The organism is Roseovarius carneus (genome assembly GCF_020141465.1).
GTDB classification, from domain to species: domain Bacteria; phylum Pseudomonadota; class Alphaproteobacteria; order Rhodobacterales; family Rhodobacteraceae; genus Roseovarius; species Roseovarius carneus.
This window is the reverse complement of sequence record NZ_JAHSPD010000001.1, coordinates 1,879,140-1,895,458: the sequence shown is the minus strand read 5'-3', so window position 1 is coordinate 1,895,458 and position 16,319 is coordinate 1,879,140. Positions and strand designations below refer to the sequence as shown.

14 protein-coding genes and 1 pseudogene are annotated in these 16,319 nt (G+C 61.3%); 4 read left to right on the top strand and 11 right to left on the bottom strand.

The features are described 5' to 3' along the window. The gene (locus KUD11_RS09525) at positions 1 to 720 is read right to left on the bottom strand and encodes a DUF2182 domain-containing protein (protein WP_109384909.1); all 720 of its coding nucleotides are present in this window, start codon (positions 718 to 720) and stop codon (positions 1 to 3) included. Between the two features lie 152 nt (positions 721 to 872). On the opposite strand from KUD11_RS09525, the gene KUD11_RS09520 reads away from it, so the two are divergent. Continuing rightward, positions 873 to 1,604 carry a FadR/GntR family transcriptional regulator gene (locus KUD11_RS09520; RefSeq protein WP_109384910.1) on the top strand — a complete coding sequence of 244 codons (732 nt, stop codon included), beginning with the start codon at positions 873 to 875 and terminating at the stop codon, positions 1,602 to 1,604. A 96-nt stretch (positions 1,605 to 1,700) separates the two neighbouring features. On the opposite strand, the gene KUD11_RS09515 is transcribed toward KUD11_RS09520, so the two are convergent. Further along, complete coding sequence (locus tag KUD11_RS09515; RefSeq protein ID WP_109384911.1) at positions 1,701 to 1,949, bottom strand: DUF2842 domain-containing protein; 249 nt, start codon at positions 1,947 to 1,949, stop codon at positions 1,701 to 1,703. 21 nt (positions 1,950 to 1,970) lie between these two features. Next, entirely contained in the window at positions 1,971 to 3,266 is a 1,296-nt protein-coding gene (locus KUD11_RS09510) for an adenylosuccinate synthase (RefSeq protein ID WP_109384912.1), read from the bottom strand. 186 nt (positions 3,267 to 3,452) lie between these two features. Here KUD11_RS09510 and KUD11_RS15310 point away from each other — a divergent pair. The 3 genes and pseudogenes from KUD11_RS15310 to KUD11_RS09495 all read left to right on the top strand — a co-directional run bounded on the left by KUD11_RS15310 (position 3,453) and on the right by KUD11_RS09495 (position 6,097). Beyond that, positions 3,453 to 3,814 (top strand): annotated as a pseudogene (locus KUD11_RS15310) (DUF6524 family protein). Between the two features lie 100 nt (positions 3,815 to 3,914). Then, a complete protein-coding gene (secG, locus tag KUD11_RS09500; RefSeq protein ID WP_109384913.1) occupies positions 3,915 to 4,271 on the top strand; it encodes a preprotein translocase subunit SecG in 357 nt (118 codons plus the stop codon). Positions 4,272 to 4,453: 182 nt separating this feature from the next. Continuing rightward, positions 4,454 to 6,097: a CTP synthase gene (locus KUD11_RS09495; RefSeq protein ID WP_109384914.1), complete on the top strand. Its 1,644-nt coding sequence runs from the start codon at positions 4,454 to 4,456 to the stop codon at positions 6,095 to 6,097. Positions 6,098 to 6,291: 194 nt separating this feature from the next. On the opposite strand, the gene recN is transcribed toward KUD11_RS09495, so the two are convergent. From recN to murB, 8 genes are all read right to left on the bottom strand, one after another. Continuing rightward, positions 6,292 to 7,941, bottom strand: a complete 1,650-nt coding sequence (recN, locus tag KUD11_RS09490; protein ID WP_109384915.1) for a DNA repair protein RecN — start codon at positions 7,939 to 7,941, stop codon at positions 6,292 to 6,294. 50 nt (positions 7,942 to 7,991) lie between these two features. Beyond that, complete coding sequence (locus tag KUD11_RS09485; protein ID WP_109384916.1) at positions 7,992 to 8,864, bottom strand: outer membrane protein assembly factor BamD; 873 nt, start codon at positions 8,862 to 8,864, stop codon at positions 7,992 to 7,994. Positions 8,865 to 9,062: 198 nt separating this feature from the next. After that, complete coding sequence (gene lpxC, locus KUD11_RS09480; protein WP_181375345.1) at positions 9,063 to 9,983, bottom strand: UDP-3-O-acyl-N-acetylglucosamine deacetylase; 921 nt, start codon at positions 9,981 to 9,983, stop codon at positions 9,063 to 9,065. Between the two features lie 248 nt (positions 9,984 to 10,231). After that, complete coding sequence (gene ftsZ / locus KUD11_RS09475) at positions 10,232 to 11,896, bottom strand: cell division protein FtsZ (RefSeq protein ID WP_109384918.1); 1,665 nt, start codon at positions 11,894 to 11,896, stop codon at positions 10,232 to 10,234. A 287-nt stretch (positions 11,897 to 12,183) separates the two neighbouring features. Next, the gene (gene ftsA, locus KUD11_RS09470; RefSeq protein ID WP_109384919.1) at positions 12,184 to 13,518 is read right to left on the bottom strand and encodes a cell division protein FtsA; all 1,335 of its coding nucleotides are present in this window, start codon (positions 13,516 to 13,518) and stop codon (positions 12,184 to 12,186) included. Next, complete coding sequence (locus tag KUD11_RS09465; protein WP_109384920.1) at positions 13,515 to 14,390, bottom strand: cell division protein FtsQ/DivIB; 876 nt, start codon at positions 14,388 to 14,390, stop codon at positions 13,515 to 13,517. The genes ftsA and KUD11_RS09465 overlap by 4 nt, the downstream gene beginning before the upstream one ends. Further along, positions 14,378 to 15,256 carry a D-alanine--D-alanine ligase gene (locus KUD11_RS09460; protein ID WP_258305381.1) on the bottom strand — a complete coding sequence of 293 codons (879 nt, stop codon included), beginning with the start codon at positions 15,254 to 15,256 and terminating at the stop codon, positions 14,378 to 14,380. The genes KUD11_RS09465 and KUD11_RS09460 overlap by 13 nt, the downstream gene beginning before the upstream one ends. A 106-nt stretch (positions 15,257 to 15,362) precedes the next feature. After that, positions 15,363 to 16,316: a UDP-N-acetylmuramate dehydrogenase gene (gene murB, locus KUD11_RS09455; RefSeq protein ID WP_109384922.1), complete on the bottom strand. Its 954-nt coding sequence runs from the start codon at positions 16,314 to 16,316 to the stop codon at positions 15,363 to 15,365. Positions 16,317 to 16,319 lie beyond the last annotated feature (3 nt).

The window sequence follows — 16,319 nt, the reverse complement described above, 5'->3', positions numbered from 1 at the left end:
CTATTCTCCCATCAAGACCGGTGCGGCGATAACATACGCCCCGGCAATCAACAGCAAGACCCCCATCGGGCGCGTCACCCGGTGGCCAATCTGCGGCAGCTTCTCCAATACCATGAAAAGCGTGGCAAGACCCATCCAAGCAAGGTTCATCACCCCGCCCACGAATCCCAGCGCCATAAAACCCCAACAACACCCCACACAAAACGCACCCAAGCCAAGACCCATCCGTAGGCCGCCCGCAAGGCCAGTGCGCCATTTGCTGAGAAAGTAACTCATCGGGCTGTGGCAGACCCCGTGGCAGATTTCCTTGGCACGGGTGAATTGAAACGCGCCGACGACGAGCAAAAGCGCCCCTGCCGCATAAGGGGACCGCGCAATCCCCAGCATATCCACCCATCCGCCAAACAAAAGCGACAGCTGCACGCCCGTGATCAGCGCGGCAAACGCCACCCACACAATGAAATAGCCCAAGAGCACGCCAAGCCACCCCGCCCGGCTGCCATTGGCCGAGGTCATCAGGTCTTCGTAACTGCGCAACGTAGGCACAAGCGTGGGCAACATCATCGCCGCCATCATAATGGCCCACATCGCAAACAAGGGGCCAAACCGCGCCATCGGCATGTCCATCGGCATACGCGGGTCCATCTCAGCCATCATGGTGCCTTGCGGCCCCGGACGGCCCAACAGGTCCAGATCCATGTCCATCGCCATCATATACATCACCCACCACGCGGCCAATATGGCCGCGAAGAATCCCAGCCACAAAAGGCTTCGGGTCGGTGTTGCAAGAAGGGTGCGCAAAGCGTCTATCTCCTGAGTCGCGGCCCATCCGGGCTTGCGCGCAAAATGTCAGACAATTAAAAGTCTGACAAATGAAAATTGATCCTGACCAAAAAGCCGACCTTTCGGCCCAGATCGCCAAGGCCATCCGCGATGCCATCATCGAGGGCCGCATGATCGTGGACGAGCGTTTGCCTTCCGAGGCCGAACTTGCCGAACAGTTTGAGGTCTCGCGCTCCACCGTGCGCGAAGCGCTCAAACGGCTGGCGGCGCAATCGCTCATTCGCACGCAGCGCGGCGCATTCGGCGGTGCCTTCGTGAACCGGCTCAGTTTTGAGGAAGCCTACGGCCAGCAGATCACCACCGCCACGCTGCTGCTGAGCATGAACGCCGTCAGCTTCGATGTCGCCTGCGAAGCCCGCTATGCGCTGGAGCGCGCCTGCGCGCCGCTGTCGGCCCAGCGCCGCACGCCGGACGGCCTCGCCACCATGCGCGCGGAAATCCACCGCCAGTCCCAGCCGGGCCTCTCGGACGAGAGCTTCTGCGCCTCGGACGTGACCTTCCACCGCGCATTGGTCGATGGCGCAGGCAACCCGGTGCTGAGCTTCCAACTCGCCGGTGCGGTCGAGGCGATGCAGCCCTTGATGAACATGATTACCTTCACGGCCCGCTCCCGCGAGGCAATCGTGGCGCTCCACACCCGCATCACCGACGCGCTGGAGGCGCAAGACGCCAAAGCCGCAGACACCGCCCTGCTGGAGCTGGAAAGCTACACGCTTGAGCTTGGCCGCGGTGTCATGAAAGCACGCCAAAGCTCAAGCTGAGGGGGCAGAGCGCCTCCGGCGCGGGAGTATTTCAGCTAAGAAGAAGCTGGGAGCTATGTGCAACGCAGCTTTCTTCTTAGCCAAAATACTCAAAATTCAGCGGGCGCCGCCCTCACCATCGCCGCGCTCAGGCGCGCCCGGATCGGCCTGGCCAATCCCGAGGAAGACTTTCTTCAGGGGGATCATCCACAAAAACCCAAGTCCGATATAGACCAAAAGCTCCACCCAGAGGGAAGGCCGGTCAATCAGCGCCACGATGTTCACCGCGATGATGATATAGGCCGGCAGGCCAATCAGCAGGATGATGAGCGACCAGCGGCGGCGGGCTTTGTAGCTGAGGGCCATGTTAGTCTCCGTGGGTTTGCGTCAGTCGGCGAAAGGGTCCGTCACAAGAATCGTATCCTCGCGTTCTGGAGAGGTAGAGAGTAGGGCGACCGGGCAGGCGATCAACTCTTCCACCCGGCGCACGTATTTGATCGCTTCCGCAGGCAGGTCGGCCCAGCTGCGCGCGCCCTCGGTGGACTCCGACCAGCCGGGCATTTCCTCATAGATCGGTTTGCAGCGCGCCTGAAGGTCGACGGCAGTGGGCAGGTAGTCGAGGACCTCCCCGTCCAACGCATAGCCCGTGCAGATCTTCAGCGTCTCGAACCCGTCGAGCACATCGAGCTTGGTCAGCGAAATACCCGTCACGCCCGAGGTGGCACAGGTTTGCCGCACCAAAGCCGCATCGAACCAGCCGCAGCGGCGTTTACGGCCCGTCACGGTGCCAAACTCGCGGCCCCGCTCGCCCAGGCGCTGCCCGTCGGCATCATCCAGTTCGGTCGGAAACGGCCCCTCGCCCACCCGCGTGGTATAGGCCTTTACGATGCCCAGCACATAATCAATCGCACCAGGGCCCACGCCCACGCCCGTGGCCGCCTGCCCTGCGATAACGTTGGAGGATGTGACGAACGGATAGGTCCCGAAATCAATGTCTAAAAGCGCACCCTGCGCCCCTTCAAACAAGATACGTTTGCCCGCTTTGCGCTTTTCATTGAGCACTTTCCACACTGGCTTGGCATAGGGCAAAAGCTGCGGTGCGATGTCTTTGAGCTGCTGGACCAGCGCGTCGCGGTCCACAGGCTCAATCCCCAGGCCCCGGCGCAGCGGGTCGTGGTGTTGGAGCGCCCGGTCCACCCGCGCCTCAAGCGTGGCGTGATCGGCCAGATCCGCCACACGGACCGAGCGGCGTCCGACCTTATCCTCATAGGCAGGCCCAATGCCGCGCCCGGTCGTACCTATCTTGGTGCCCTTCGAGGCAGCTTCTTCGCGCGCGCGGTCTAGTTCTCCGTGGATGGGCAGGATAAGCGGTGTATTCTCGGCCACCATCAGGCTCTCGGGGCTGATCTCGACGCCCTGCCCCCGGATGCTCTCGATCTCATTCATCAAATGCCAGGGATCCAGCACCACACCATTGCCAATTACGCTGAGCTTGCCACCGCGCACCACGCCCGAAGGCAGCGCATTCAGCTTGTAGACCTTGCCATCAATGACAAGCGTATGTCCGGCATTATGCCCACCCTGAAAGCGCGCGATGACATCGGCCCGCTCGGAGAGCCAGTCGACGATCTTGCCCTTGCCCTCGTCGCCCCATTGCGCACCTACGACAACCACATTGGCCATGCTGTCTCTCCCTCACCGTTGATTGCGGATAAACCCGCGCCCCTAATAGCCACGCGCGGCGATGCGCGAAACCTCAAAATCACGCAAGCCGCTGGACAGCGGCGGGCAGGCGGGGGCATATCCAAATGATCGGGCCGAACGAGAGGGCATGATATCGAACTTGTTCTACACTGGCTTGCCGCCTTCGTGCTTCTCGCGATCACGTTCAACCCGACCAATTTCAGCTATATCCGCTGCTCTGCCATGTATCTCAGCGATCAGATGCACTTGATCATGCTCTGAAGGCTGCTGCTCGCGGCAGGCTATATCATCTATCTGCGTGCCAGCCTGCGCTCAATCAGCGCGTTTGACATAGTGATGGTCATGGCCATCGTCGGCGTAGTTTTATGGTGCGTTATGATTTATGTCTTCTGATCGTGCCAGACACGTCACATATGGTCTGGCTCGGCCTTGCCGCGCTCAGCTTTGTTCTTGGTCTCGGGCTCAGTTGGAGCCATGTACGCCGCCGCCTTTCGAAGCAAACGGATATGGATGACGTCAGCAAATGAGCCGTGCGAACTTTCGCGCCCCTGCCCGTCTCCCCGGGTTGCGGGCGCGCACAAAACCCCATAGATACCTGTCAACTCACAGCTACCGGCAAGGCCCCCCATGCAAAACGTCGTTCTCATCATTCATCTGCTCCTCGCGCTCTCGCTGATCGGGGTGGTGCTGATGCAGCGCTCCGAAGGGGGCGGGCTTGGTATGGGCGGTGGCGGCGGGGCTGCTACGGGCCGCTCGGCGGGCACTGCACTTGGCAAGGTCACATGGATCCTGGCGACAGCCTTTATCTGCACCTCAATCACGCTCACCATAATTGCGGCCCAAAACGCAGGCAGCGGATCGGTGCTTGACCGGATCGTAGACAGCCCTATCCAAGCGGTGCCCGATGGCGAAATACCAAGCGGTAGCAGCCTCCTGCCCCCTGCTGAGGGTGATGACGCGCCGCTCCTGCCAACAGCAGAATGAAGACAGAATAACCACCACTGCTTGCGGATCATACAAAGGCGGCAACATCATCTTGCGGGCCCCGTTGCATAAGGCCCGCGAATCCTGATACACTTAACTCCCGTGGATACGCGCAACATGCGCGCCTCCTCACGCGTGGGTTTTGCGCGAAATATGATATTCACGGGGGGAGACGCCACCTTATGGCACGTTACATTTTCATTACAGGCGGCGTAGTCTCCTCCCTCGGCAAAGGCCTGGCCTCAGCAGCGCTTGGTGCTCTTTTGCAGGCGCGGGGTTTTTCAGTGCGTCTGCGCAAGCTTGACCCCTATCTCAACGTCGATCCCGGAACGATGAGCCCGTTTGAGCATGGCGAGGTCTTCGTCACCGATGATGGCGCAGAGACGGACCTTGATCTGGGCCATTACGAGCGGTTCACGGGCGTGCCGGCGCGCAATACGGATTCGGTCAGCTCCGGCCGGATATACTCGGACGTACTGGAGAAGGAGCGGCGCGGGGATTACCTTGGCAAGACCATTCAGGTCGTCCCGCATGTCACCAACAAGATTAAGGAATTCATCGATATCGGCGATGATGAGGTCGATTTCATGCTCTGCGAGATTGGCGGCACCGTAGGCGATATCGAGGGCCTGCCCTTCTTCGAGGCGATCCGGCAGTTCAGCCATGACAAACCGCGCGGGCAATGTATCTTCATGCACCTGACGCTCCTGCCCTATCTGGCCGCCTCCGGCGAGCTCAAGACAAAACCAACCCAACACAGTGTCAAAGAGTTGCAAAGCATCGGCATCGCGCCCGACATCCTTGTCTGCCGGTCAGAGCATCCAATCCCCGAAAAAGAACGCGAGAAGATCGCGCTGTTTTGCAACGTGCGTAAAGAAGCAGTCGTCGCGGCCTATGATCTCAAATCGATCTACGAGGCACCACTCGCCTATCACCGCGAAGGGCTCGACCAAGCTGTGCTCGACGCGTTCCAAATCTCCCCCGCCCCCAAGCCCGACCTCACAATCTGGCAGGACGTGGCCGACCGGATCTACAACACCGACGGCGAGGTCAACATCGCCATCGTGGGCAAATACGTGCAGCTCGAAGACGCCTATAAATCCATCAAGGAGGCCCTGACCCATGGCGGCATGGCCAACCGGGTGAAGGTCAACGTGGAATGGGTCGATGCCGAGGTGTTCGACACCAAAGACCCCGCCCCATATCTTGAGGGCTACCACGCAATCCTCGTGCCCGGCGGCTTTGGCGAGCGCGGCACCGAAGGCAAGATCAAGGCTGCTGAGTTCGCCCGTGAGCGCAAGATTCCCTACCTCGGCATCTGTCTGGGTATGCAAATGGCCGTGATCGAGGCCGCCCGTAACGTGGCCGGGATAAGCTCCGCGGGCTCCGAAGAGTTCGACCATGAGGCCGGCAAAAAACGGTTCGAGCCTGTGGTCTACCACCTCAAGGAATGGGTGCAGGGCAACGCCACCGTCACGCGCAAACAGACCGACGCCAAAGGCGGCACGATGCGCCTTGGCGCCTATGATGCCACGCTCGCCAAAGGCTCCAAAGTGGCCGAGATCTATGGCAGCACCTCCATTGAGGAGCGCCACCGCCACCGCTATGAGGTGGACGTGAAATACATGGACAAGCTTCAGGCCTGCGGCTTGCGCTTTTCAGGCATGTCCCCCGATGGCAGCCTCCCAGAGATCGTGGAATGGGCGGATCATCCGTGGTTCATCGGTGTACAATTCCACCCCGAGCTTAAATCCAAACCCTTCGCGCCCCACCCGCTTTTCGCCGATTTCGTGCGCGCTGCAACCGAAACCTCCCGCCTTGTCTAAAGCCTCTCGCGAAACGCACACGACGTATGAGTGTTTCGCGCGTCTCGCCTTAAGCGAGCGCCTCAGATTTAAGTCGACCCGACTTGAACGAGGCCAACGACCCGCACGGGCGCCATAAACAGCCCACAGCCCATCATCTTCTTGCCCTAAATATCCCCGCCGGAGGCATCCAAGGTCAGCTCCAAAAGCCGCCCTCAGCCTTTCATCAAAGCCTCAGCCGCTGCGCGCGCCTCTGGCGTAATCGTGTCCCCCGAGAGCATCCGCGCAATCTCGTCCACACGCGCCTGCGCCCCAAGCGGCGTCACCGTCGACAGGGTCTGACCATCCGCCACGTGTTTCGCGACCTGCCAATGATGCGCCGCGAGGGCCGCGACCTGTGGGCTATGCGTCACCACAAGCACCTGACCGCCAGCCGCGAGGCTCGCAAGGCGGCGGCCCACCGCATCAGCCGTCGCACCGCCCACGCCGCGATCTATCTCGTCAAAAATCAGCGTGAGCCCGCTTTGCGCCCCCGTCAGACACACTTTTAGTGCCAGAAGAAACCGGCTCAGCTCCCCGCCCGAGGCGATCTTGGCCAGCGGGCCGGAGGGCGCACCGGGATTGGTCGCCACCCGAAACGCCACCTCATCCGCCCCCGATGGTCCCGGCGCCACTGGCGTGATCTGCGTCTCGAATACGGCGCGCTCCATTTTCAGAGGGGCCAACTCGGCCATCACGGCAATGTCCAGCGCCTTGGCCGCTTTTGCGCGGGCGGCGGTCAGCGCAGCGGCACTGGTGTCAAAAGCCAGCTCCGCACGGGTCACTTCTGCGTGCAGATCTGCCAGATCCGCATCGCCCTGATCCAAGGCGGCAAGCCGCGCAACAAGCCCTTGTGTGAATTCCCCAAGAGCATCAGGCCCCACATCATGTTTGCGGGCCATTGCGCGAATGGCAAAGAGTCGCTCCTCGGTCTCCTCAAGCTCCAGCGGGTTGAAGGCCAGCGCCTCAAGGCAGTCCGACACCCCCCGCGCAGCCTCATCCATCTCAACCATCGCACGGCCAAGCGCATCTATCGGCCCGTCAAGCTGCCCCTCCGCCTGCTCCGCCGCCCCTTCAAGCCAGCGTAGCGCATCGCCCGCCGATCCTTCGGCCCCGTTCGCCCCCAGCGCATCGGCGGCCTTGCCAATATCCACGCGAATGCGCTCGGCGGCCTGCATCAGGCGGCGGCGGCGATCGAGATCGGCATCCTCACCGGGCTGGGGGTCCAGCGCCTGTAATTCGGCAACTGCATGGCGCAGATACTCTTCTTCCTCACGAATGGCCGCAATCGCCTCCTCGGCCACGCGGGCGGCCTTTCGGGCCTCTTGCGCGCGCCGCCACAGACCGCGCAACGCCTCGCGCTTGGCCTCGAGCGCGCCATAAGTATCCAGCATGTCGCGGTGCCCCTTGGGGTCCAAGAGCCCGCGATCATCATGCTGCCCATGAAGCTCAATCAGCGTCTCACTCAGCGCGCGCAGCACCTCGCCCGAGCAGCGGCGATCCTGCGCCCAAGCCGTCTTGCGCCCATCAGCCGAATTAACCCGGCGCAGGATCAGCTCATCACCGCCCGGCAGGCCCGCCTGCTCAAGCACCGCATGCGCGCCATGCCCCTCGGGCAAATCAAAAACTGCCGTGACCTCGCCTTGGGCCGCACCGCTGCGCACAAGCTCGGCCCGGCCACGCCAGCCCAGCACAAATCCAAGAGAATCCAGTAGGATAGATTTACCCGCCCCGGTCTCGCCAGTCAGCACATTGAGGCCACCGTCAAAACTCAACTCAAGCCGATCAATGATCAGCATGTCGCGGATATCGAGCGTGCGCAGCATAGCTCAGACCTTAGCGTGCAAGGCAGTGGCGGGCCACGGCGGGAGCCGCGTTACAGCCACTCGCCCTTGATCATCTGGCGGTAAACCTGCCGGAGCCAGTTGTCGCCCTGCGCCTCAGCTGTCAGACCATTCAGCGCCAGCAGACGGAAAGTGTCCTCATACCAATCGGTCGATTGGTAGTTGAACCCAAGGATCGCCCCCGCTGTCTGCGCCTCATCGGTCAGACCCAGCGAGAGATAAGCCTCCACCAGACGGTGCAGCGCTTCGGGTGTATGCGATGTGGTCTGGAAATCCTCGACTACGACACGGAACCGATTGATCGACGCCGCGAAATGGTCACGCCGCAGGTAATAGCGGCCCACTTCCATTTCTTTGGACGCGAGGTGATCAAAGGCCAGATCGAATTTCAGCACCGAGGTGCTGGCATATTCGCTGTCTGGGTAGACTTCGATGACGCGGCGCAGGGATTGCAACGCCTGAAAGGTCAGGCCCTGATCGCGGCCGACCTCGTCGATCTGGTCATAATAGCTGAGCGCGAGGAGGTATTGCGCATAGGCCGCATCTTCGTCGGTGGGATAGAAATCAATATAGCGCTGAGCGGCGGACCGGCTGGCCTCGTAATCCTCGTCAAGGTGATGGGCATAAGCCTGCATGATCACAGCGCGCTTGGTCAGGTCCGAGTAGGGATAAAGACGCTCCACCTCAGCAAAGCTTTGGGCCGCGAGACCCGGACGGCGGTCGGCCAGATCAAACTCGCCCCGCTCAAAAATCTGCTGGGCCGTGAAGTTCTCGTAGTTCAACTCACCACGTTCAACTTGTCCGGTTGGGCCGGAACAGGCACTCACACTCACCGCAATCAAAGCTGCCGCCGCAAGCCGCGCGCTTTGTTTCCCCAAGCTCGTGCCGATTTTACTTTTGCGCATAGTTACGTCGTCCGCCGATTACCGATGCTGTATTGGGTTTATCCCAATCGTTAATGCTGTGCTAGCATAGAAATCCAGCGGGCAAAACGCCTTAGGCGCATTTGAATGCAGCCGCCGCGAAATGTCCGCAAAAAGGCCGCATCCCTGCCTGACTGCATAGCGATTTCGAGCTTGTTTTCAGAAAGGGTCTTGGGCTGGTCACGCGACCTGAGGCACTTCGCCCCAGTGCACGCCCGCGCCCGGAAGGCGGGCCGCAGCAGCCTCATCACACTCCACCCATTCCACCGCACCCGGCATCGCAAACAGCGCGCGCAGCAGGTCATTGGTCAAGGCGTGGCCCGCACGGCGGCCCTCATAGCGGCCCATAATCGGCGCACCGGCCAGCGCCAGGTCGCCCAAAGCGTCCAGCATCTTGTGGCGCACGGCCTCGTCCGCATGGCGCAAACCACCCGGCGAAAGGATATCGGCCCCATCCACCACGACCGCATTATCAAGCGTGCCACCAAGGGCCAGCCCGTTTGCGCGCATCGTATCCACGTCGGATTTGCGGCAGAAAGTCCGCGATGTGCTCAGCTCGCGTACGAAGCTGCCATTAGCCATGTTCAGCGTCTTGCGCTGAACACCGATGGCGGCGTCTTCAAAATCAATCTCGAAATCAATGCTGAGGCTGTCTTGCGGCGTCAGCCGCGCCCATGCTTCACCGCGCCGCACTTCGACGGTCTTGAGAACCTTGATCGCGCGCACCGGACGGTCCAGACGGCGGAAACCAGCGCTCAGAATACCGCGGACGAACGCGACCGAGCTTCCGTCGAGGATCGGCACTTCGGGGCCGTCCACCGACACCAGTGCGTTATGCACGCCGCAACCCATGAGTGCGGCCATGATATGCTCGACCGTAGACAGCGTCACGCCATGCTCGTTCTCAATCCGGGTGCAGAGCGGCGATTGGTTCACACGGTCCCAGAGGGCGGGGATGTCGCTGGTGCCGAAGGCACAGTCCACGCGGCGAAACACAACCCCATGTCCCGCCGGAGCGGGATGGATCACCAGACGTGCAGGCTTGCCCGAGTGCAGGCCGACGCCGTCAAAGGCGATGGGTGTGTTGATCGTGGTTTGCAACTGCGCCTCTTTCGGCATTATTTCCGGCTTCTCATCCTGTGGGAGAGTGATACGGCGTGGAACCAGGAGCCTCAATTCAATCTTTACGACTCTTTGAAACATCCGTGAGCGGTAAAGCGGCAAGTTTCCGCGCAGCGCGATATTTCCTTATTCAGTCAAATGGTTACCCCACCTCAAAGACCTTTAAACACAAAAAAGGGCGGTGAATACACCGCCCTTCGCTCAATTCATGTCAGATCTGTGAGGCGTTAATTGGCCTGTCGGCGCAGGAATGCCGGGATTTCGATCTGCTCGTCGCGCTCATCTTCGGGCTCGGCGCGGGCAGGCTGCTGGGCCTGCAAGGTCGGCTGTTGACGGCTAGTGCGTGGGGCTTCGGCTTCGCCGGAATGGCCCGTCATGCGGTTCAAAAGCGAGTTGATACCAAAGCGTGGGCGCTCGGATGCAGGGGTCACCTCGGCGGCTTTCTGTTGCGTATATTGCGGTGGCTGAGCAGGGGCTGCTTCTTGACCGCGAGACTGCTGGGCATGACCGACAGCGGCCTGAAGGCGGGCCATCGCCTCGGGCGACGGGGTGCCCGGCGCAGGGGCACGCGGCGCCACAAAGGCTGCAAGCTCTGGCTCTTCTTCGGGCTGCTGTTGCACGGACGGCACATAGGCTGGGGGCGGCAGATCGTCGGCCTGCTGCTCTGCCTGAGGCGCGTAGGCCGCACGCTGAGGTCCGGGCTGGGGTGCTTCACGTGGCTCAAAGATGTCTTCCATCTGCTCTTCCGCAGCGGCACGCTCGGCCTCGACCGAGGTAAAGAGCGATGGCTCTTCCGCCTCTTCAACATGAGCAGCAACGGGTTCGGGCATCTCTTCGACCGCAGGCGCGGGCGCTTCTGCGGCAACACTGGCACGCAGCGGCTCGGCCATGGAGCGGCGCGGCACGGGGATGTCATGCACGGATTCGTTGGCGTCGATGCCGGTGGCCACGACGCTGACGCGCATGGAGCCTTCCATGGAGGGATCAAGCGTGGAGCCCACGATGATATTGGCGTCGGCGTCCACTTCCTCGCGGATACGGTTGGCGGCCTCGTCCAGCTCAAAGAGCGTGAGGTCATGCCCACCGGTGATGTTGATGAGAACACCCTTGGCACCGCGCAGGCTGATTTCGTCCAGAAGCGGATTGGCAATCGCCTTCTCGGCGGCCTGGATTGCGCGATCTTCGCCACTATCCTCGCCGGTACCCATCATGGCTTTACCCATCTCATCCATCACGGCGCGCACATCGGCGAAATCGAGGTTGATGAGGCCCGGACGGACCATCAGATCGGTCACACCTTTCACACCTTGATAAAGCACATCATCGGCCATGGAGAACGCATCGGTGAAGGTGGTCTTTTCATTGGCGAGGCGGAAAAGGTTCTGGTTTGGAATAATGATCAGCGTATCAACGACCTTTTGCAGGGCTTCGACGCCCTCTTCGGCCTGCTTCATCCGCTTGCCGCCCTCAAACTGGAACGGTTTGGTCACAACACCCACGGTCAGAACGCCCAATTCGCGCGCGGCCTGTGCAATAATTGGCGCGGCCCCGGTGCCGGTGCCCCCGCCCATCCCGGCGGTGATGAAGCACATATGCGCGCCCGCAAGGTGATCGACGATTTGCTCAATACTCTCTTCGGCAGCGGCGGCCCCGATGGAGGCTTTGGCACCCGCACCCAAGCCCTCGGTCACTTTGACGCCCAGTTGCACGCGGTTTTCAGCGTTGCTTTGCTGCAAGGCCTGCGCGTCTGTGTTGGCGACGACAAAATCGACCCCGTCCAATTGCTTTTCGATCATGTTGTTGACCGCGTTACCGCCTGCGCCGCCAACACCGAACACGGTGATGCGAGGCTTGAGGTCTTCATGTCCGGGCATGGTGAGATTGAGTGCCATATGTGCTGTCCGCCTGATGTTGCGCCCGCAGTTTCGGGCCGTTTTTCTGCCTAATGCGTTTCAAATTATTCCCGAGGCACGAAGATAATTTGAAACGCGCGCTGACCTTCTGTGTTGCGCGCGCTTCGAGAAAAGCAGTGCCTCAGATTTTCTCGAAACGCTTGAATTAACGCATTATTACCTATGCGTCATCGTATCGTCACCTAAAAAACGCAAGCTAACCACAAAATATGGGCTCTTTTTGGCCCTTTTTCGCGGTATTTCGCCTACTCTACCGCATATAGCGGTTACCAGTTATCCTTGAACCACTTCACCGCCCGCTTGAGAGACCGCGAAGGATAGCGGTCCACGGGCAAATCAAAGTCCCACCATTCGTCCTGCGGATTGGCCGCAAAGAGGCACATGCCCACCGCGCTGGCAAAGCCCGCGCCGGTCGCGGCTTGCGGAAGGCCATGCACCCGCAGCGGCCGCCCGAGGCGGACCTGCTGGCCCAGGATACGGCTCGCCAACCCGTCAAGACCGGGGATCTGGCTGCCACCGCCCGTGAGGACAATCTGCTGGCTGGGCAGGTGATCAAAGCCCGCCGCATCAAGCCGCGCGCGCACCTCTTCGAGAATTTCTTCGACGCGGGGCCGCATGATCCCAATCAGCTCGGCCCGGCTCGCGGTGCGGCGGTCATGGTCCCAATCGCCAGTGTCGCCGCCGATCTCGATCATCTCGCGATCATCCATGCCCGTGGCCACGACGCCGCCATAAAAGGTCTTGATCCGCTCGGCGGCAGTTTGGTTCACTTGCAACCCCATGGAGATGTCGCCCGTCACGTGATCGCCGCCCATACGCACGCTATCAGCATAAATCATGTGCTTCTTGATGAAGATCGAGATGCTGGAGGTCCCGCCACCCAGATCAATACAGGCGGCCCCCAGTTCCTGCTCATCCTCGACCAGCGACGAAATCCCGCTGACATAGGCCGAGGAGGCCACGCCCGCCAGCTCCAGATCACAGCGTTTCACGCAATGCGCGAGGTTCTGGATCGCAGCACTATCCACGGTCAGCATATGCATATCGGTCGAGAGCGACTGACCCATCTGCCCGCGCGGATCAATCAGGCCCGAGCGGTGGTCCAGCGCGAAATTCACCGGCTGCGCATGCAGAACCTCGCGCCCGTCGCCAAAATCAGGCACATCACAGGCGCTGAGTACGCGGCTCACATCCTGTTCGGTCACGACATGCCCCTCAAGCTCCACCTGCCCGGCAAGGCCATAGCTTCGGGGGGCCGCGCCCGAGAAACAGGCGATCACATGATCGACGCGGATATTGGCCATCTTCTGTGCCGCCTGCACAGCGGTGCGAATGGCGCGCTCGGTCTCGACCATCTGCTCAATCTCGCCAAAGCGCACCCCGCGCGAGCGTGTCGTGGCCGCGCCGATCACGCGAAACCCCGCCTGCCCCGCCATGGCGCCTATGCCGTCCGCTTCGGCCAGACGATCCGTCCCGTCAAAGCGTAGCACAAGGCACGCGATCTTGGATGTACCCACATCGAGCACCGCCACAACGCCCCGCTGCATCGCGGCGCGCCGCATGTTTCGCATCGCCCGTTGGGACTCGTAAAGTTCAATCATTGCTCGGCTATCCCTACACTCAAGTCCCTGACACGCCACCAGTCTTCGACGGCGCGCTCTTTCATTCTCAGCGTCGGACGCTCGGGCAGGCGCATGTCCACCACCACGATATCGCGCTCCAAAATATCTTGTGCCTGATCCAGAACGATCACCCGTTCCAACGCACGCACAGGTCCAACTTCCGGCAGCATGATCCGCACATCACCCTCCAGCACCACATCCCAACGCCGCGCGTTCATGCGCACAAGGCCGCGCATCCGGTTGGTCAAAGGCCCCGCCGCCGTACGAATTTCCAACGCCTCGGGCACCGATCGCTCTGCAGCATCCCCGGTCAGAACAGGCAGGCCCGGATGATCGCCGCGCATCTGCGCGATATCGATCACCAAGCCCTCAGCATCCACAACCATCAGCCCGGATGTGGTTCTCAAAAGCGCTGCCGGCTCCCGCTCGGTCACCTGCACATCCAGAACGCCGCCCTGACGCAGGCGCACGGCAGCGGTTTTTACCGCAGGGATTTCCTCCACCGCGGCACGCACCGCATCAAGATCCATATCGAACGAGCTGAGCGGGAGGGCATAGGGGAAGGTCACACGTATATCGTCTGCCACAACTTCGCTGGCACCTTCAACCGCCAGAAGCTTAACCATGAATTCCGGGCGCGATTGCACCTGCTGACGCAGATCAAGATACCCAAGCAGCAGCGATTGCTGCACCTTTTCATCGGAAAGATAAGCGGTGGCGACCCCAAATGTGAGGCAAAAGGGAATGCCCACACACAACAGCCTGCGGTAAAGCGGCGTCAGCATCACTCGCTGATAGCGGTAAGACCAGCGCGACGGCGCGGGATCACAGCGCGTATTCATCTCAGACATGATGCATCCTCCACCATCCATTTGCACAGCGCCCCAAAGCTCATGCCCAGCGCCCTCACCTGCTCGGGGCTGAGCGAAGTTGGTGTCATGCCAGGCTGGGTGTTGGTCTCCAGCAGGATCAGGCCATCCTTGCCACGCGTCTCGTCCCAGCGAAAATCAGTCCGGCTGAGACCCCGGCAGCCCAGCGCCTCATGGGCGCGCTGCGCGTAATCCATGCACGCCGTGAAAATCTCGCCCGGCAGGTCCGCAGGCACCACATGGGTCGAGCCACCCACCTCGTATTTTGCCGAGTAATCATACCAGCCATCGGTCAGGATATCCGTCACCGTCAGCGCGCGTTTGCCCATCACCGTGGTGGTCAGCTCGCGCCCCGGCGCATAAGTCTCGACCATCACCATCTCGGGCATATCATCGGCCAGCTGCGGGGGGGCGTTGGCCGCCTCATGCACAATATAAATGCCCACCGAGGAGCCTTCATTATTGGGTTTCACCACATAGGGCGGTGCCATCACATGCCGGCGGCGCACCTCGTCGCGGGGGGCCAGAATACTGTCCACCACAGGCAATCCGTGGGCGCGGTAGGCGGCTTTCGTCGCCTCCTTATCCATCGCCAAAGCGGAGGACAGCACGCCCGAATGGGTATAGGGGATCTGCATCCATTCCAGCAGGCCTTGGACGCATCCATCCTCGCCCCAGCGGCCATGCAGGGCGTTGAACACAACATCGGGGGCAATCTCGGACAGACGCATAGCAAGGTCGCGGCCTGCATCGACCTCGACCACTTTGTAGCCTTCATCCCGCAACGCGGCGGCGCATTCACGCCCTGAGGACAATGACACTTCGCGCTCAGCCGAAGGTCCGCCCATTATCACCGCAACTGTCGGGGCTGTTCTGCTCGAACGCACCACCTGATTGCCTCAATGTCCCGAGCCTTTGCGGCCCTTGTTATCTTATTATTCGCGTTTTCTCAGTTTAACCGTTTGCCTGACCGGATTTCGGGGCCGTTACACCGACCCGCTTGATTTCCCACTCTAACTCTATTGCGCTACTTTGAAAAACCTTTTTTCGCACGTCCTCGCCAAGACCTTCCAGATCGGCCGCCGTCGCGCCCCCGGTATTGACCAGAAAGTTGGGATGCATCGGACTCATCTGCGCGCCCCCGCGCCGTGCGCCGCGCATCCCGGCCGCGTCAATCACCTTCCACGCCTTGAGGTCATGCACATCATCCGCCGCGCCAGTGCTGGAAAATCCGGCCGGATTGCGAAACGTGCTGCCCGCGGTGCGCTCCTTGGTGGGCTGCGTCTCATCGCGCGTTTTCAGCTGCGCCTCCATCCGTGCATGAAGTACCGCCGGATCGCCTTCAGGCGCCCGCAAAACAGCGCTCACAATCACAGCACCTTCGGGCACATCACTATGACGGTAGGCAAATTGCAAATCCTGCGCGCTCAGCGTGATCCGCTTGCCCGCCCGCGTCACGACCTCTGCGCTCTCGAACACATCCGCGATATAGCTGCCATAACAGCCCGCATTCATACACACGGCCCCGCCAATCGCGCCGGGGATTGTCCTCAAAAACGTCAAGTCCAGCCCCGCATCGGCAGCCCGCCGGGCCACATGCGCATCCAGTGCCGCCGCCCCTGCAATCACGCGGTCTGCGTCGATCTCGATGCCGTTAAACCCGCGCCCCAGCCGGATCACCACCGCCCGCAAGCCCCCGTCGCGCACGATCAAATTACTGCCGACCCCCATGGGAAACACATCGACGGACCCATCAAGCGCCCCCAGAAAATCGGCCAGATCCTGCACATCCGCAGGCTGAAACAGCCAATCCGCGGGCCCGCCCACGCGCAGCCATGTCAGCTCCGCAAGGCTGCGCCCCGGCGTCAGCTTCCCGCGCACCTCTGGCAGGGCCACACGCTCAGCCATGCC